This is a genomic window from Bacillus sp. CPT56D-587-MTF, assembly GCF_058792335.1.
Genome location: NZ_JBYTEF010000001.1, coordinates 284,019 through 302,351 on the forward strand (window position 1 = coordinate 284,019; position 18,333 = coordinate 302,351).

An 18,333-nucleotide genomic window follows, 5' to 3' on the forward strand; every position below is an offset into this window, starting at 1 on the left:
ATGGCTAAGAAGGGGAATGTATTACAACAACTCGGTTCTTTAATCGGTTTAGTATTAATTATCGTCGTAATTACAGCTTTAAATCCAGCGTTCATTGAAATTCCAAATTTATTTAATATACTGCGTCAAGTATCGATTAATGCGCTTATTGCATTTGGAATGACCTTCGTAATTTTAACAGGGGGTATTGACTTATCGGTAGGTTCTATTTTAGCATTATCAAGTGCACTTGTTGCTGGAATGATGGCAAGTGGCATGGATCCGTTCCTTGCAATGGTAGTTGGACTATTAGCAGGTCTTGTAATGGGAATTGTAAACGGTATCATCATTGCGAAAGGAAAAGTAGCTCCATTTATTGCAACTTTAGCAACAATGACTATTTTTCGTGGGTTGACGCTTGTTTATATGGACGGACGTCCGATCACTGGTCTTGGTGATCATTTAATGTTCCAAATGTTTGGCCGCGGTTATTTTCTTGGTATTCCGGTACCCGCTGTTACAATGATGATCGCTTTCGCAGTACTGTACTTCATTTTGAAGAAAACGACATTTGGTCGCCGTACATTTGCAATTGGTGGAAATGAAGAAGCAGCAGCACTATCAGGTATTAATGTTACGAGAATTAAAGTAATGATTTACGGTCTTTCCGGAATTTTGGCAGCGCTTGCAGGTATTGTCTTAACATCGCGATTAGATTCTGCACAGCCGACTGCAGGTACTTCTTATGAATTAGATGCAATTGCAGCAGTTGTATTAGGTGGAACAAGTCTTTCTGGGGGAAGAGGATGGATTGTTGGTACATTCATCGGTGTACTTATTATCGGTGTACTAAATAACGGTTTAAATTTATTAGGTGTATCTTCTTTCTTCCAACAAGTTGTAAAAGGACTTGTAATCTTATTAGCTGTATTAATTGATCGTAGAAAAGAAGCGTAATGGAGGGACAGTTCATGAAGAAATGGTTACTTATACTCGTTGCATGTATTATGGTCATTACTGCTGGTTGTTCAATGGAACCGCCAGAATGGGCAAAGGATTCTAGCGATAAAGGTCGAAATAAAACTATTAAAGTTGGATTCTCTGTTTCAACTTTAAATAATCCCTTCTTTGTAACTTTGAAAAAGGGGGCAGAAAAGAAAGCGAAAGATAGTGGCATCGAATTGATTGCTGTTGATGCGCAAAATGATGCAGCAAAGCAAACGAACGATGTTGAAGATTTAATTCAAAAGGGTGTCGATGTAGTTGTTATTAATCCGACCGATTCAGATGCTGTTGCTTCAGCAGTAAGTGCAGCAAACGCAGCAAATGTTCCTGTTATTACAGTAGACCGCGTTGCGAATTCAGGTAAGGTTGTTTCTCACATTGCATCTAATAATATCGAAGGTGGTCAAATGGCTAGTGATTACATTCGTGAATTAGTCGGCGAAGGAGCAAACGTTGCTGAGTTAGAAGGAATCCCTGGATCGTCTGCTGCTCGTGAACGTGGGAAAGGATTCCATAACGTAGCCGATAAGTCTTTAAAAGTAGTTGCCAAACAAGCGGCTGATTTTGATAGAGCGAAAGGATTATCTGTTATGGAAAACATTTTGCAAGCAAATAGCGATATTAAAGCCGTGTTTGCTCATAACGACGAGATGGCATTAGGTGCACTTGAAGCATTGAAGTCTGCTGGAAAAACAGATGTAGTAGTTGTTGGATTTGATGCAACAGAAGATGCTGTGAAAGCGGTTAACGATGGGCGTATGGCTGCAACAGTCGCTCAAAAACCAGAATTAATCGGAGAGAAGGCGATGCAAACAGCAAAAGAGATAACACAAGGTAAAAAAGTGGACAAATCTATTCCGATTGAATTAGAGCTTATTAAGAAAAATAAATAAATATAAAATGAAAATTAGGAAGGAAGAACAACAAATGAAATTCTTTATTGATACAGCAAACATTAACGAAATTAAAGAGGCAAATGAATTAGGCGTATTAGCTGGAGTAACGACAAATCCATCACTTGTAGCAAAAGAAGGCGTAGATTTCCACGAGCGCATTCGTGAAATTTGCAACGTTGTAGAAGGACCTGTAAGTGCAGAAGTAATTAGCTTAGAAGCTGATAAAATGATTGAAGAAGGAAAAGAATTAGCGAAGATTGCTCCAAACGTTGTTGTAAAAGTTCCAATGACAACAGAAGGTTTAAAAGCAGTAAAAGCGTTCTCTGATTTAGGAATTCGTACAAACGTTACATTAGTATTCTCAGCAGTTCAAGCATTACTTGCTGCTCGTGCTGGTGCAACGTACGTTTCACCATTCTTAGGTCGTTTAGATGATATCGGTCATAACGGTATGGATTTAATTCGTCAAATCGCAGAAATCTTTGCAATTCATGGTATCGAAACAGAAATCATCGCAGCATCTGTACGTCACAGCGTTCACGTAACTGACGCAGCATTAAACGGTGCACATATTGCAACAATCCCAGCAAACGTAATTGCTTCATTAGTGAAGCACCCATTAACAGATCAAGGAATTGAGAAATTCTTAGCTGATTGGGAAAAAACACAAGAGAAATAATAGAAAAGCAAGAATCCTAGTTTAATTGACTAGGATTCTTTTTTATTTAAAAGAATTTTCATGCAATTTTGCATATTGTCTTTTAAATTTGTTATATAAGATATTTAATATATGTCACATAACTCTTTATTTTTAATATTTCGACATAAAGTGAAACTTTAATCAGTGGGGGCTTTGTTCATCCCCCCACTGATTATTAATTGAACCAAGAGATAAAAAGATAGAGGGTCTGACCAGAAAACTGGAGGGCATGATTCTATAACAAAAAGCTTAATGTTTATAGAATTATGTCTTTTTATATAGGGAGGGTAGTAAACAGAGATTTGGACAAAAATGCACCGATTTATCTGAATTTTAAGTTTTATAAAGGGGAGAAATGGAATGAGAAGAAAAGCACCATTTAAAGTGTTGTCATCATTAGCAATTGCGGCAATTATCGGATGTACATCTGTAATGAGTGCTCCGTTAGCATATGCAGAAACGGTAGCAAAAGAGAAAGATAGTGTATCTACAACACCAATTGATTACAATTTAATTCAAGAAGATCGTTTAGCGGAAGCTCTGAAAGAAAGAGGAACAATTAATCCAGCATCTTCTAAAGAAGAGACGAAAAAAGCTGTTGAGCAATATATTGAAAAGAAACAAGGAGATCAGGCGAATAAAGAAATTCTTCCAGATGCTCACTCACAAGAAACATCTGATTTCACAAAAAAAGTAAAAGAGAAAAAGATGGAAGAAAAGGAAAATGTAAAAAAGGCTGAAAAAAATGTTAGCCTTGAGCAAAAGCCAGAACCAAATAAAAAGCAATTGAATGGGCAAGTTCCAACTTCAAAAGCAAAGCAAGCTCCATATAAGGGATCTGTTCGATCGGATAAAGTATTAGTGTTACTCGTTGAATTTAGTGATTATAAACATAATAATATTGATCAAACACCAGGTTATATGTATTCGGAAGACTTTAGTAGAGAACATTATCAAAAGATGTTGTTCGGTAATGAGCCGTATACTTTATTTGATGGTTCAAAAGTAAAAACGTTTAAACAATACTATGAAGAGCAGTCTGGTGGTAGTTATACGACAGATGGATATGTAACGGAGTGGCTAACTGTTCCAGGAAAAGCATCTGATTATGGAGCTGATGGTAGCAGTGGTCACGATAATAAAGGTCCAAAGGGTGCACGTGATTTAGTGAAAGAAGCTTTGCATGCAGCTGCTGAGAAAGGACTAGATTTATCTCAGTTTGATCAATTTGATAGATATGATACAAACGGGGACGGGAATCAAAATGAACCTGACGGTGTAATTGATCATTTAATGGTAATCCATGCTGGTGTTGGGCAAGAAGCTGGTGGCGGTAAATTAGGTGATGATGCGATCTGGTCACATCGTTCAAAATTAGCAGTAGATCCAGTAGCGATTGAAGGTACGAAATCAAAGGTAGATTACTTTGGTGGTAAAGTAGCAGCACATGATTACACAATTGAACCAGAAGATGGAGCTGTAGGTGTGTTTGCACATGAATTTGGACATGATCTTGGATTACCAGATGAATATGACACGAAATATACTGGAAATGGTTCACCAGTCGAAGCTTGGTCATTAATGAGTGGAGGTAGTTGGACAGGGAAAATCGCAGGAACAGAGCCGACTAGTTTTTCACCACAAAATAAAGACTTCTTACAAAAGAATATGGGTGGTAACTGGGCAAAAATATTAGAAGTAGATTACGATAAAATTAAGAGTGGTGTGGGAGTTCCTACCTATATTGATCAAAGTGTTACGAAATCAAATCGTCCAGGCGTTGTACGTGTTAACTTACCAGGTAAAAGTGTTGAAACGATTAAACCGGAGTTTGGAAAGCATGCATATTATAGTACAAGAGGCGATGATATGCATACAACGTTAGAGACACCATTCTTTGATTTAACAAAGGGAACAAATGCAAAATTCGATTATAAAGCAAATTATGAGTTAGAAGCAGAGTGCGATTTCGTCGAAGTACATGTAGTAACAGAAGATGGAACGAAAACATTAATTGATAGACTTGGGGAAAAAGTAGTCCAAGGAGATAAAGATACAACAGATGGGAAATGGATTGATAAATCATATGATTTAAGTCAATTTAAAGGCAAAAAAGTGAAACTACAATTCGACTATATTACAGATCCGGCTGTAACATATAAAGGTTTTGCGATAGACAATGTAAATGTAACTGTTGATGGACAAGTTGTATTTTTTGATGATGCAGAAGGACAGTCTAAAATGAATTTAAATGGTTTTGTTGTTTCTGATGGGACAGAGAAGAAAGCTCATTATTACTACTTAGAGTGGAGAAATTATGCGGGATCAGATAATGGTTTAAAAGCAGGAAAAGGTCCAGTGTATAATACAGGTCTTGTCGTTTGGTATGCAGATGATAGTTTCAAAGATAACTGGGTTGGGGTGCATCCAGGTGAAGGATTCCTTGGTGTTGTAGATTCTCATCCAGAAGCGCTAGTTGGTAATTTAAACGGAAAACCAGCATACGGTAATACAGGCATGCAAATTGCAGATGCAGCATTTTCATTTGATAAAACACCAGCATGGAGTGTAAATTCATTAACACGTGGTCAGTTTAACTATTCTGGATTACAAGGTGTTACAACTTTTGATGATTCAAAAGTATATAGGTAACTACTCAGCCACCTTTCGGTGTCTTTTTTAAATTTTACTAGGGTGTGTCTAAAAACTGTTGTTCATTGTGTTAATCGAAAAATGGCAGCGATATACACAAAGGCTAAAAAAGAAGATGCCAGCTTATCATACCGTGTTGCGATTCTACGGAAATGCTTGATTTTATTGAAAAAACACTCCACTAAATGGCGTTCTTTATATAAATACCAATCCACATTCCAAGGAGCTTTCGCATTTGATCTGGGTGGAATGGTATAGGTTGCTTCATGATTGGTAATATAGTTACGAATCGTATGAGAACCATAGGCTTTGTCACCAAGAATATTGCTGCCCTTAATTGGTATTTCATCCAAAAGCTCGCAAACTGGAGTGCTATCAAAAATATTTCCGCCAGTCAAATGAAATAAAATGGGGTTGCCTAAACCATCAACAATTGTATGGATTTTGGTAGTTTTTCCACCGCGACTCATGCCAATATGCTGATGAAACTCATGATTTATGGCCTTTTTTTTGCACCAGCACTATGTTGATGCGCTTTGATACTGGTTGAATCTATGCTGAGATTTTCAAAATCCGGTTCAGCATTTAATTCTTGAAAAATGGTCAGTAGGACACCTTCATCACGCCATTTGCAGAAGCGAGCATACACGGTTTTCCATAAGCCGTAATGGTCCGGCAAATCACGCCAGGGAGCGCCGCTCCTAGCTATCCATAAAATAGCATTGAACATTTCACGATTACTTCTTTTAGGCGGACGACCAGTAGAATACGGTGGGAAAAAGTCTTTGATTTGTTCCCATTGTTCATTTGTAAGTTCGTAGCGGCGTGGCGTCATAGAAAATACCTCTCTCTAAATGGTTTGAGGTAATCCTACCATAGAAATAGTTTTTAGACACACCCTAGTTTCATATGCCTCCCATTTGTAAATACTGAGTATATCAAACAGGGGAGGTGAATCTTATGGTCGATCGAAAAATTATTTTAGATACATATAAAAAAGGACCTGAAGCTGTTATTTCTTTATTTGAAGAAACATTTTCTAAGTTAGAAAAACGTATACAAGAACTAGAAAATGCTTCAAAAAAAAACTCCAAAAATAGTCATAAGCCACCTTCTACAGATGGTTTGGGTAAGCCCGTTACAAAAAGTTTGCGCAAACCGTCTCATCGTCAAACGGGTGGCCAGTTGGGCCACAAGGGACATACTCTTGGTTTGACAGCGACTCCAGATCATACGATTACACATTCTCCTACATATTGTACTTGTTGTCATACTTCCTTGAACCACGAGCCTGTAAAAGGGTATCGCATTCGCCAAGTGTATGACTTACCACCTATTCAGATCGAAGTGACAGAACATAAAGTAGAACAGAAAGAATGCCCACATTGCCATTCTATCCAAGAAGCCCAATTTCCTTCGACAGTATCTCGTCCTGTTCAATATGGTCCAAATATAAAAAGACTGATTCCCTATTTAACGCATTATCAATGCATTTCTTTGAAGCGAACAAAAGAATTCTTTCAGGATTGTTTTGGACATTCTATAAGCGAAGGAACCCTGGTAAATCATACACAGGCTTTCGCTTCTCAATTGCAGCCATTCATAAAAGAAGTAAAGGAAAAGATTCTGCAGTCTCCTGTTGTCCATTTTGATGAAACTGGTATGCGTGTAGAAAACAAAACACAATGGTTACATACTGCCAGTACACCGGAGGTGACATTGCAACATATTCATCAAAAACGTGGAAAAGAAGCAATGGATGCTGGAGAAATCTTGCCATCTTTTTCTGGAATTGCGATGCATGATGGTTGGAAATCGTATGATGCGTATACAGATTGTCGTCACGTTTTATGTAATGCCCATCTCTTACGAGATTTACAAGGAATTATAGATAGTACTGGAGAACAATGGGCACAACAGATGCAGAAATTTCTAACGCAAGCGTTGACGATGAAAAAGCAATCCGAAGGTACCATGCCAAAAGCGACGCAAAAGAATCTGTTTATTATGTATCAATCCATATTGAAAGAACAACAGATTCTTTCCACGAAACAAAAGAAGAAAGGAAAGCAGACGCCTTCTCAAAATTTATGGAATCGCTTCGTCAAGTATTCTGACAGAATTCTAGCGTTTTTAGAACATCCAGCCATTCCATTTGATAACAATCAAGCAGAACGGGATATTCGGATGACGAAAGTAAAACAGAAAGTGTCTGGGACTTTCCGAAGTAAGAAAGGCGCAGAATCTTTTTGTCAGATACGAAGCTTTATGAGTACCATGAAAAAACAAAAACAATCGGTCTTACAAGCGATAAACCAAGTCATAGAAACTAGAACGGTTCCTTGGAATAACACGACTTCATAAGAGAATTTCTCTATTTGGCATAGATTCTTTCTCTGATTGGAGTATTTTCTTTTCATGTTTTCGAATCGGAAACATGTATTTGGCCTGTTTTTTTATTTGAAGAAGCTGAGTAGTTACGTATATAGTAACAAGCAAATTGCAGACGCAGGAAGAAAAGTTCCAAACCTTGGACTTAAATTCCAAGTTGTTGGACAGGCAGAAGATAAATCGGCAGGCGCTGTTTGGATTAAACGTTAATAACATAAAAGCACATTCTTCATATGAAGAGTGTGCTTTTTAATTTGTACAGTAAGTTATTATTTTAGTTTATCCCGCATTAACGGTCAGTAAGATCCCCACCTCAAAATTCAGTGGAAGTAAAGAAGTTAGTTGGGAGATCAACTGCCCGTAAAAGCCCGATTGGTTCAACTAATAATCAGTGGGGAGGAACAAAACCCCCACTGATTAAAGTTTCACTTTATGTAATACAAGTGTTTATTCATGTGTACTGTATCAAATTATGTGGGGAAAGGAAATATTTCCGAGGAAATTGTCGAAGTATCGTCAGTATTTATAAACTTTCTGTTTAAAAGAAGAGATGTATTATTGCCTTTACGGCTCAATTTATTTACATTGTTATTTGGTTATACACAAAAGTAATATATTGGGCAAAAAGAGTTCTATTCGATAGGGCTCTTTGGTTTTGTATTTGATATACAAATATTAACCTCGATTGTTTGGAAATGTATCTTCTTGTTTAGCGTCAGTTGGACTTTAACTGCAGTTTTTGTTTTTCGTTTATATGAAGAGCGAGATGAGCCATTACCTTTTATATTTAAATTAATTGGCATTATTCCAACGCTTCCATTGTATTATGGATTATATAAATATGCAAAGTAAAAAAGACAACGATGGATTATCCCATCATTGTCTTTTTTACTTTGCTTCTTACATAAATCATCCCAGCAAATGTTAATAAAAATGCTGTCCCGATAATGAAGCTGATGCTAGGTGATGCTCCGATTGCGCCGACTGTAAAGGAGCCAGCAACAACTCCTAATGAGAAGAAGGCATAAAATAATCCGAATGCCTTTCCGCGATTATCGTCTGTAGTATTTTCAACAAGTAAAGCGTTAATAGACGGAAAGAGGATTGCGAATCCAATTCCATAAATCATCATTACGATAAAGAGCATACCTTTTGTAGCAAATAATCCGAGTAAAGATAATGCGAATGCCATAACTGCAATTCCGATTAGCATTAGTTTCGAACGATTAAATCGATCATAAATACGATTTGTTGGAAGCAAGAAGAAGAGGATAGCAGTTATACCAAATACACTTAACATCATGCCTGTTGTAGATGCTTTAAGCGCTAATGCCTCAACTTTTACTGGTAACATATAAGTGACAATTCCTTGTGAAAACATTAATGTGAAAGCACCAATATATGCTTGTAATAACGGTTCTGATTTTAAAAGTTCAACCATATCTTCTTTGTTCATCATTTGTGTTCTTGATGTATCTTTTCTTGATACGTTATTTGGTAAGAAGAATAGAGATACGATCGTACCAAGAGCCATTAAAATAGAAATAGTAATGAAGACCCACTCTACGCCAGCTGTTGCTTTCATAATACCGCTGAAAGCAGGTCCTACGATTGCGGCTGTTCCAACAGCAGCACCAGATAGAGCCATTGCTTTTCCTTGTCTTTTTGCATTTGTTTGTTTTGATAAAAATGTAAAGGCAGCAGGAATTAAAAAGCCATCACTAAATCCATGCATAAAGCGCACAACTAATAGTTGTTCACCACTTTGAACAACGGTGTATAACAAGACTATGAAACTCGTAATTCCCATGCTTATATAAAGGATTTTTTTTGCACCAAATTTATCGACAGCGGCTCCAGCAATAATATTACCGATCATATTAGCGAATGAGTACATACCGACAACTAGCCCGATAATAAGAGGAGTTCCTCCAAGGCTTTGAGCGAAAGTACTCATAATAGGTAATTGTGAAAATGTATCTAAAAATGCCACGATAACGATAAAGTAAATAAAATATTTCAAGCGATATTCACCTCTCCTATGCTATTATGGCACAATGCTAATTTCACCTGCAATGAAATTGAATTAACAGATGTGGAAAAAAGTACAAAGTGACAAAATATTGAACGTTATTTGTAAAAAATTAGTGGGGATGTGATTGTTTTTTTGAAATATATGGATAGAAGTATTATAATAGAATTGTAAACTTCACCAGGTTAAGTATATACATAGAGAGGGATGTATAAAATGAAAGCACTACTTTGGCATAATCAACGTGATGTACGAGTAGAAGAAGTACCAGAACCAACAGTAAAACCAGGAACAGTGAAAATCAAAGTTAAATGGTGTGGTATTTGTGGGACAGACTTGCATGAATATTTAGCAGGGCCTATTTTTATTCCAACAGAAGAACATCCATTAACACATGTGAAAGCACCTGTTATTTTAGGTCATGAGTTTAGTGGTGAGGTAATAGAGATTGGTGAAGGAGTTACATCTCATAAAGTGGGAGACCGCGTTGTTGTAGAGCCAATTTATTCTTGTGGTAAATGTGAAGCTTGTAAACATGGACATTACAATGTTTGTGAACAACTTGTTTTCCACGGTCTTGGCGGAGAAGGCGGCGGTTTCTCTGAATATACAGTAGTACCAGAAGATATGGTTCATCACATTCCAGATGAAATGACGTATGAACAAGGTGCGCTTGTAGAACCAGCAGCAGTAGCAGTTCATGCAGTACGTCAAAGTAAATTAAAAGAAGGGGAAGCTGTAGCTGTATTTGGTTGCGGTCCAATTGGACTTCTTGTTATCCAAGCAGCTAAAGCAGCAGGAGCAACTCCTGTTATTGCAGTTGAACTTTCTAAAGAACGTCAAGAGTTAGCGAAATTAGCAGGTGCGGATTATGTATTAAATCCAGCAACTCAAGATGTGTTAGCTGAAATTCGTAACTTAACAAATGGTTTAGGTGTAAATGTTAGCTTTGAAGTAACAGGTGTTGAAGTTGTACTACGCCAAGCGATTGAAAGTACAAGCTTCGAAGGACAAACTGTAATTGTTAGTGTATGGGAAAAAGACGCAACAATTACTCCAAATAATTTAGTATTAAAAGAAAAAGAAGTTATTGGTATTTTAGGATACCGTCACATCTTCCCAGCCGTTATTAAATTAATTAGCTCTGGTCAAATTCAAGCAGAGAAATTAATTACGAAAAAAATTACAGTCGATCAAGTTGTTGAAGAAGGATTTGAAGCACTTGTAAAAGATAAAACACAAGTGAAAATTCTTGTTTCACCTAAATAAGATAGAATCGAATAGAGTAGCCCTTTTCTAGAAATAGAAGAGGGCTACTTTTTTTCTATACTGAAAGGTGATAGACTTTCCTTTGACTCAATGTATTTTTGTTTGGAAGGGAGAATCTAATGCTTTCATTTTTGTTAACTTTAAAGCGAATGTTAAGAGCCTGTTTACGAGCGTGGAAAGATAAAGAATTTCAAGTATTATTTGTATTAACAATTTTGACTTTAATATCGGGTACGATTTTTTATAGTACAGTTGAAGGATTACGTCCTATTGACGCTTTATATTTTAGTGTGGTCACGTTGACGACTGTCGGTGATGGGAATTTTAGTCCGCAAACTGATTTCGGAAAGATATTTACAATCTTATACATATTTATTGGGATTGGACTAGTGTTTGGATTTATTCATAAGTTAGCAGTTAATGTACAATTGCCAAGTATATTATCGAATAGAAAAAAAGAGTAAAGCATTCAGATGCTTTCAGGCTGTGGAGAAAGTCTTCTCCACAGCCTGTTTTTGTGTCTGAACCTCTTTTTATGTGTCAACACTGATAAAAAAGAGGAAAAGGAGAGATTTTTTATGATGGGTGCTTTAAAAAATCATCGTGATGAGCGTGTATCTGTTTCTGTAGAAGAGTTGGTTCCACAAGATCATTTCCTTCGTGCAATTGAAGCGACAATTAGTTTTGATTTTATTGAAGAGAAGTTACGCCCTTATTACTGTGAAAACAATGGACGCCCGTCCATTCATCCTATTGTTTTATTTAAGATGATGTTTATTGGATATTTTTACGGTATTCGTTCTGAGCGTCAATTGGAAAAGGAAATTAAAACGAATATTGCCTACCGTTGGTTTTTAGGGTTTTCTCTATCGGATACTATTCCGGATCACTCTACAATCAGTTGGAATCGTCGTACTCGTTTTATTCATACAAATATTTTCGAAGAAATTTTTGATGAGATTGTGAGACAAGCGACGGAGCACCGGATGGTAGGAGGACGTGCACTGATGACAGATTCTACACATATTAAGGCCAATGCCAATAAAAATAAATTTGTACATAAATATAAAAAAGAAAAAGCAAAGTTTTATATAGACGAGCTAGAAGCTGCGGTAATCGAAGATCGTGAGGTACATGGAAAAAAGAATTAAAACCTAGAAAGGAAAGTGATACCCCTACCAAAAAAACTCGTATAAGTACAACGGATCCAGATAGTGGATTTTTAATGAGAGATGGAAAACCAAATGGTTTTCATTTCTTGGATCATCGTACGACTGATGCGAAGTACAATATTATTACAGATACCTATGTAACGGCTGGAAATATGGCAGATTCCGAGCCGTATTTAGCACGCCTCCAAGCTCAGATTGATAAATTCGACTTCAAAGTAGAAGCTGTTGCCCTTGATGCTGGCTATTTTACAGGATATATCTGTAAGAAACTATCAGAACGGAATATATTTATGGTGATGGGGTATCGCCGATTTGGAAAACGGAATAAAGAAGTACCGAAAAGCCAATTTAAATATGTAGAAGAAATGAATGTTTTCGCTTGTCCGATGGGATGTATTCTAGAATATGTAACAACTGATCGTGAAGGATACCGTCAATACAAATCGAATCCAGAAGACTGCGCTGTTTGTCCGTTACGTGAGGTGTGCTTTTCAAAGAAACAAAAACAAAAAGTTATCACTCATCATGTGTGGGAGAAATATAAGGATATTGCTAGAAAAAACAAGCTAACAGCTACAGGGAAAAGGTTGTATAAAGTACGCTGTTCCACTATAGAGCGAAGCTTTGCAGACGCCAAAGAACTACATGGCTACCGCTATGCCCGGTTTCGAGGGCTGAAGTCTGTCCAAATGCAAGCTTATCTCACCGCAGCTTGTCAAAACATGAAAAAAATAGCCCTCCACCTGACCAAAAAGGGTCAGGTGGAGGGCTATTTTTTAAAATTCTATTATTTTATGTTGTTTTTATTCGCTAAAATCAAAAAAGATTCCAGAGTGTTGGGAACCCTAAAGGGTTTCCCAACACTCTGAAAGCATTCAGATGCTTTACTTTTTTTTACATTAGTTTAGACAAGCCTTAATAATAGTTTATTAAAATGAAAGTGTATTCATTCATTATATTCACTGTGTATAAAGTTATAATGATATGAACATTTGTATATTTTAATTTATTGATAGAAATTTCATGAAAGGTGGGATATTCTAGTCATAGGTTAACCGGACGACATCATAGGATCCTAACAAAATGTTTACAATAATTCAATTATAAAATGGAGGATTTTATATGAAAAAGAAAGTACTTGCTTTAGCGGCAGCTATTACATTAGTTGCTCCATTACAAAGTGTTGCATTTGCTCATGAAAATGATGGGGGACAGAGATTTGGAGTTATTCCGCGCTGGTCTGCTGAAGATAAACATAAAGAAGGCGTGAATTCTCATTTATGGATTGTAAACCGTGCAATTGATATTATGTCTCGTAATACAACACTTGTAAAACAAGATCGAGTTGCACTATTAAATGAATGGCGTACTGAGTTAGAGAACGGTATTTATGCTGCTGACTATGAAAATCCTTATTATGATAATAGCACATTTGCTTCACATTTCTATGACCCTGACAATGGGAAAACTTATATTCCGTATGCAAAGCAAGCAAAGGAAACAGGAGCTAAATATTTTAAATTAGCTGGTGAGTCTTATAAAAATAAAGATATGAAACAAGCGTTCTTCTATTTAGGATTATCTCTTCATTATTTAGGGGATGTAAACCAACCGATGCATGCGGCAAACTTTACGAATCTATCGTATCCACAAGGATTCCATTCTAAATATGAAAACTTTGTAGATACGATAAAAGATAATTATAAAGTAACGGATGGAAATGGATATTGGAACTGGAAAGGTACGAATCCAGAAGATTGGATTCATGGAGCGGCAGTAGTTGCGAAACAAGATTACGCTGGCATTGTAAATGATAATACGAAAGATTGGTTCGTGAGAGCTGCTGTATCACAAGAATATGCAGATAAATGGCGCGCTGAAGTTACACCAATGACAGGTAAGCGTTTAATGGATGCACAACGTGTTACTGCTGGATATATTCAGCTTTGGTTTGATACGTACGGAAATCGTTAAGTATTTAAAAAAGGTCAAATCTCAGAATAGAGTATTTGGCCTTTTTATCACTATACAATACATGGAGGTATGAAACGTGAAAGGTAAATTGCTAAAAGGTGTACTTAGCTTAGGTGTTGGTTTAGGAGCTTTATATAGCGGAACGTCAGCTCAAGCAGAAGTGTCTACAAATCAAAATGATACATTAAAAGTGATGACGCATAATGTATATATGCTATCAACAAACTTATATCCGAACTGGGGACAAACTGAGCGTGCTGATTTAATCGGGGCGGCAGATTATATAAAGAATCAAGATGTAGTTATATTAAATGAAGTGTTTGATAATAGCGCTTCAGATCGTTTATTAGGGAATTTGAAGAAAGAATATCCAAATCAAACAGCAGTATTAGGTCGTAGTAGTGGAAGTGAATGGGATAAAACGTTAGGAAACTATTCATCTTCAACTCCTGAAGATGGTGGCGTTGCGATTGTGAGCAAATGGCCAATCGCTGAAAAGATTCAATATGTATTTGCAAAAGGATGCGGGCCAGATAATTTATCGAATAAAGGATTTGTATACACGAAAATTAAGAAAAATGATCGTTTCGTTCACGTGATTGGGACGCATTTGCAGGCTGAAGATAGTATGTGCGGAAAAACTTCACCAGCATCTGTACGTACGAACCAATTAAAAGAAATTCAAGATTTTATTAAAAATAAAAATATACCAAATAATGAGTATGTGTTAATTGGTGGTGATATGAACGTAAATAAGATAAATGCAGAGAACAATAATGATTCAGAGTATGCATCTATGTTTAAAACATTGAACGCTTCTGTACCATCTTATACTGGACATACAGCGACTTGGGATGCAACGACAAACAGTATTGCAAAATATAATTTCCCTGATAGTACTGCCGAATATTTAGATTATATTATTGCAAGCAAAGACCATGCGAACCCATCGTATATAGAGAATAAGGTGTTACAGCCGAAATCTCCACAATGGACTGTTACATCATGGTTCCAAAAATATACGTATAATGATTACTCTGATCATTGTGAAGTGCACGTTATCAACTCTTTAAAGAGATTAGGTCACAAATTGGTAACGAAAATGATAAATCTTGTTCCATAAATGCAACCACTTCCGCTTGTTTTGAAGGATATAAATGACTATATGTATTTAACGTTGTTGAAACATCCGAATGTCCTAGGCGTTGGGCTACCACCAGTGGACTTACCCCTTTATTTATTAAATATGATGCATGGGAATGTCGAAATTCATGAAGTAGAATTTTGGGTATTCCAGAAGCAACAATATATTTGGCAAAACGTTTATGAAGGGTAGCTGTCGCTATACTTGTATAAAATTCACCAAATACAATATAATCATTTTTTATCGGTGCCCTTAATGTAGCATGTTCTTTTAATGTTTTCAATAAGTCTATGACAAGAGACGGTAGCATAATAATGCGATTTGATGCTTTGGTTTTGGGTTTTGTAATTTGTCTGTTATAGTTGGTTTTATTAATATCAATCGATTTTTCTTCAAAATCAATATCTGCCCATGTTAAGGCTAGCAATTCGCCAGTTCTTGCCCCGCTATAATAAAGAGTCGTAAAAAAAGCTTGATACAGTAAATCATCTACTACATGAATGAATTGTTTAAATTCATCAAATTCCCAAAAGTTTAATCGTTTATTTGATTCTTTTTCAAAGTTGCCAGCAATTCTCGCAGGATTACTTGTGAGACCATAAAATTTTATTGCGAAATTAAAAATTGAGGACAGCACGGTATGAATCTTTTTTAAATAAACAGCTGAATACTTATGAATAATTTCATTTTGGTAGACCATGATATGTTTAGCAGTTATATTGTTAATTTTTGATTTCCCGAATTTTTCTAGTAAATGATTTTCAAGGATGGCTTTAATGGTGTTAATTGAAGACTGTTTCCTCCTCTGACAATACCAATCAAAATAACTATCCGCAACTTGAGCAAAAGTTAAACTAGAGTTCGTTTCTTTTTCAACTAACATTTTAGCTTCCGCTTCACGTGCTTCCTTTTTTGTTTTAAACCCACGACGCTTTACTTGCTTTTGAGTACCATCAAACTGACGGACTCTGACAACGAAGAAATATGTTCCACGTTCTTTATCTTTGTAGATCACCATAGGAATCCCTCCTGTATGTATAAAGATTGATGATTCAATTATTGAGTAGATTATAACTTGTTTGTTACCAAAAGAAAAGGCTCCCAAAATAAATTGAGAGCCTCTCTTTGACTTTAACCACTTTAATTTTAATAACATATTACCTACATGAAAATAAAATTGCCGTTTAAAACAGTATAGCATATTTAAATCCGAAAATACTCAAAAAATAAAATTCCCCACTAGGATTAGTGGGGAGATTGGTGAGGGACACCAATCAGGATGATACAAGTAAGGATAAAATCATAATACCATAAAAATAGGTTGACACATATTGAGAAAAATACGAATTTGCTCATTGCAATATTGTAATTAGAATCGAAATTGGTTGGGTACAATCATCAGAAATTGGCTGACTTCTGGATTTAATTTCGGTAGAATATAATAAAAATGAACCAAGATTCATTAAAAATGGAAAATATCCCAAGATATTTTTATGGAAATAGAACAAATTTCTCGAGACATATATTTATCAAGTTGTAAGGGGTTGGAAGGGAATATAGGTTCGTGATAACATTAATCTTGTATACAGTATAGGGGTTTCTGTTAGTCAATTAGACAGAATAATCATAAAAAAAACAAAATAAATTCAAACATAAAAACTCGCAGAGCGTGTGTAAGAGGTACATCCTACAAAACTTCTCACACCGTTCATCCTAGCTACCTTAGGACAAACATTTGCATCATACGAGTTCCTCGTCAGTGTAACACACACCTAGTAAATTTAGAATGTGTCCTGTATTGAGAAAATTAAAGCTGAGGGCTTTTATGTTATACTGGATGGAGGAAAGATTACTTTGAAGTCGTTACATGTTGAAGTTTGTGAATTAATTGACAGTAGACCTGAGTTAACATATGCGAGTGTTGCTGAGGCTATTGGAGTAAGTCCTCAATATATGTCTAAGTTCAAAAAAAGTGGGACCATTAGTTTTTGCGGTCTCTTGAAATTGTCGCAAGTATTAACGTTGCCTGATGAAAACTACAAAACTACCATGCGTGATTTTTGCTTGAAAGTTGATACCACTGAATTAATCAAACAAAGCTTCGAGTATGCTTCGATTATCAGGGATATGGAATTGTTAAAGCGTTTGATAGGAAAATATCGAAAAGATAAAGGGAGTATTCAGGAATTTGTGGACGTTTATGAAATACTGTATCGATATATGTTAAGAGAGATTGATGGGGAATCACTGATTAAAGAAATAAATAGCCTACGCCAACCTACGGATTGTTGTTTGAGAATATTAATTAGTATTATGAAATGTTATGGTTACTATTTTTCTAAAGAGTTCTCAATGATGATTGGACTTGGTAAAGAAGTAGAGCAGGGGCTGAAACAGTTAAGCGGTGGGCGCAAAGATTTTATCCAACATTGCTATTTTTATAAGGTATATGAGGTTTTAGCGCCTGTACATCTGCGCTCAAATAATAGGGATATGGCGAGAAAATATGCTTATATTATTAAAAATGCAAACGTTGGCCTCAAGGCTAGTTCAGATGCATCATATATAATTGGCATGTCTTATTTACTTGAAGATAAGCAGAAATGTTTATCAATGCTAAAGGAAGGTTATGATTTATCTAAAGGGATTGGTGATCAAGGCTACGAGAATGAAGCATTTTATAATATGAAAATGGTAGAAATGTATTATGCTGCGGAAACAGAAGGAATGGCTAGTGTATTGGCTGACGTTGATAAATATGCTCAAGTTTTTTATCAGAAAGACAATGAAGATTTCATTGTTTTATTTAGGGCAATGAAAGATGGATCAAATGAAAGCTTACATAAATGTCTTCAGCAATTCTTTACTCAAGGTAATTACCTTTTTTCCAGTTTAAGCGCAAGAGAATTATATAAGCGTGGGGAAGATTCTGCTATAATTAAGTGGATGATGGATTATAAACAAGAGGTTGGAGGGAATGAGTTTGAAGAAGCAAATATTGATATTTTCAGCGATGTTGACTTTAATACTGATACCATTTGTCTCTAATAAGGGATTAGAAGAAAGAAATTTATGTAAATCTGTTAATTATATGGATGTTAGGCCAGGCGGTTGAATTA

12 protein-coding genes and 4 pseudogenes are annotated in these 18,333 nt (G+C 36.0%); 13 read left to right on the forward strand and 3 right to left on the reverse strand.

The genetic code is table 11. From position 1 onward, the window contains the following. From AC3WVZ_RS01395 to inhA2, 4 genes and pseudogenes are all read left to right on the forward strand, one after another. Entirely contained in the window at positions 1-936 is a 936-nt protein-coding gene (locus tag AC3WVZ_RS01395; protein ID WP_001074646.1) for an ABC transporter permease subunit, read from the forward strand. Between the two features lie 14 nt (positions 937-950). Beyond that, on the forward strand, positions 951-1,877 hold the full coding sequence (rbsB, locus tag AC3WVZ_RS01400; RefSeq protein WP_000758976.1) for a ribose ABC transporter substrate-binding protein RbsB: 927 nt from the start codon (positions 951-953) through the stop codon (positions 1,875-1,877). 34 nt (positions 1,878-1,911) lie between these two features. Further along, positions 1,912-2,559 (forward strand): fructose-6-phosphate aldolase, encoded by a 648-nt coding sequence (gene fsa, locus AC3WVZ_RS01405; RefSeq protein ID WP_000667670.1) that lies wholly within the window; start codon positions 1,912-1,914, stop codon positions 2,557-2,559. Positions 2,560-2,940: 381 nt separating this feature from the next. Next, positions 2,941-5,226 (forward strand): annotated as a pseudogene (inhA2, locus tag AC3WVZ_RS01410) (M6 family metalloprotease immune inhibitor InhA2); the annotation flags it as partial. 68 nt (positions 5,227-5,294) lie between these two features. Here inhA2 and AC3WVZ_RS01415 read toward each other — a convergent pair. Next, positions 5,295-6,067 (reverse strand): IS5 family transposase gene (locus tag AC3WVZ_RS01415; RefSeq protein WP_425594293.1). Its coding sequence is split into 2 segments (ribosomal slippage): positions 5,295-5,737 and positions 5,737-6,067, totalling 774 coding nucleotides; the frame shifts between segments, so codons are not numbered across the junction. A gap of 125 nt (positions 6,068-6,192) precedes the next feature. Between AC3WVZ_RS01415 and tnpC the strand changes: the two genes are divergently transcribed. From tnpC to AC3WVZ_RS01430, 3 genes and pseudogenes are all read left to right on the forward strand, one after another. Then, positions 6,193-7,596, forward strand: coding sequence for an IS66 family transposase (tnpC, locus tag AC3WVZ_RS01420; protein WP_100910632.1), 1,404 nt, complete (start codon positions 6,193-6,195; stop codon positions 7,594-7,596). A 111-nt stretch (positions 7,597-7,707) separates the two neighbouring features. Continuing rightward, positions 7,708-7,833, forward strand: a pseudogene (locus AC3WVZ_RS01425) (hypothetical protein); the annotation flags it as partial. A 429-nt stretch (positions 7,834-8,262) separates the two neighbouring features. Continuing rightward, positions 8,263-8,475 (forward strand): annotated as a pseudogene (locus AC3WVZ_RS01430) (hypothetical protein); the annotation flags it as partial. A gap of 16 nt (positions 8,476-8,491) precedes the next feature. On the opposite strand, the gene AC3WVZ_RS01435 reads toward AC3WVZ_RS01430, so the two are convergent. Next, the gene (locus AC3WVZ_RS01435; protein ID WP_000873271.1) at positions 8,492-9,646 is read right to left on the reverse strand and encodes an MFS transporter; all 1,155 of its coding nucleotides are present in this window, start codon (positions 9,644-9,646) and stop codon (positions 8,492-8,494) included. A gap of 225 nt (positions 9,647-9,871) precedes the next feature. Here AC3WVZ_RS01435 and bdhA point away from each other — a divergent pair, with 225 nt between their 5' ends. The 5 genes and pseudogenes from bdhA to sph all read left to right on the forward strand — a co-directional run bounded on the left by bdhA (position 9,872) and on the right by sph (position 15,193). Further along, complete coding sequence (bdhA, locus tag AC3WVZ_RS01440) at positions 9,872-10,924, forward strand: (R,R)-butanediol dehydrogenase (protein ID WP_000645827.1); 1,053 nt, start codon at positions 9,872-9,874, stop codon at positions 10,922-10,924. Positions 10,925-11,043: 119 nt separating this feature from the next. Beyond that, positions 11,044-11,388, forward strand: a complete 345-nt coding sequence (locus tag AC3WVZ_RS01445) for a potassium channel family protein (protein ID WP_000948210.1) — start codon at positions 11,044-11,046, stop codon at positions 11,386-11,388. A 114-nt stretch (positions 11,389-11,502) separates the two neighbouring features. After that, positions 11,503-12,872, forward strand: a pseudogene (locus tag AC3WVZ_RS01450) (IS1182-like element ISBth7 family transposase); the annotation flags it as partial. A gap of 346 nt (positions 12,873-13,218) precedes the next feature. Next, on the forward strand, positions 13,219-14,070 hold the full coding sequence (gene cerA, locus AC3WVZ_RS01455) for a phospholipase CerA (RefSeq protein WP_000730997.1): 852 nt from the start codon (positions 13,219-13,221) through the stop codon (positions 14,068-14,070). A gap of 76 nt (positions 14,071-14,146) precedes the next feature. Beyond that, positions 14,147-15,193 carry a sphingomyelinase C gene (gene sph / locus AC3WVZ_RS01460; protein WP_233935909.1) on the forward strand — a complete coding sequence of 349 codons (1,047 nt, stop codon included), beginning with the start codon at positions 14,147-14,149 and terminating at the stop codon, positions 15,191-15,193. Here sph and AC3WVZ_RS01465 read toward each other — a convergent pair. Beyond that, positions 15,132-16,232 (reverse strand): tyrosine-type recombinase/integrase, encoded by a 1,101-nt coding sequence (locus tag AC3WVZ_RS01465; RefSeq protein ID WP_098679598.1) that lies wholly within the window; start codon positions 16,230-16,232, stop codon positions 15,132-15,134. The two genes, sph and AC3WVZ_RS01465, sit on opposite strands and share 62 nt — an antisense overlap. 836 nt (positions 16,233-17,068) lie before the next feature. On the opposite strand from AC3WVZ_RS01465, the gene AC3WVZ_RS01470 reads away from it, so the two are divergent. Next, positions 17,069-18,262 carry an AimR family lysis-lysogeny pheromone receptor gene (locus tag AC3WVZ_RS01470; protein ID WP_065485281.1) on the forward strand — a complete coding sequence of 398 codons (1,194 nt, stop codon included), beginning with the start codon at positions 17,069-17,071 and terminating at the stop codon, positions 18,260-18,262. Positions 18,263-18,333 lie beyond the last annotated feature (71 nt).

What these genes read in the sequence shown, in the direction of transcription:
- tnpC (WP_100910632.1), top strand. Translation starts at nt 6,193, where the DNA reads ATGGTCGATCGAAAAATTATTTTAGATACATATAAAAAAGGACCTGAA.
- AC3WVZ_RS01395 (WP_001074646.1), top strand. Translation starts at nt 1, where the DNA reads ATGGCTAAGAAGGGGAATGTATTACAACAACTCGGTTCTTTAATCGGT.
- AC3WVZ_RS01465 (WP_098679598.1), bottom strand. Translation starts at nt 16,232, where the DNA reads ATGGTGATCTACAAAGATAAAGAACGTGGAACATATTTCTTCGTTGTC.
- rbsB (WP_000758976.1), top strand. Translation starts at nt 951, where the DNA reads ATGAAGAAATGGTTACTTATACTCGTTGCATGTATTATGGTCATTACT.
- fsa (WP_000667670.1), top strand. Translation starts at nt 1,912, where the DNA reads ATGAAATTCTTTATTGATACAGCAAACATTAACGAAATTAAAGAGGCA.
- AC3WVZ_RS01445 (WP_000948210.1), top strand. Translation starts at nt 11,044, where the DNA reads ATGCTTTCATTTTTGTTAACTTTAAAGCGAATGTTAAGAGCCTGTTTA.
- bdhA (WP_000645827.1), top strand. Translation starts at nt 9,872, where the DNA reads ATGAAAGCACTACTTTGGCATAATCAACGTGATGTACGAGTAGAAGAA.
- cerA (WP_000730997.1), top strand. Translation starts at nt 13,219, where the DNA reads ATGAAAAAGAAAGTACTTGCTTTAGCGGCAGCTATTACATTAGTTGCT.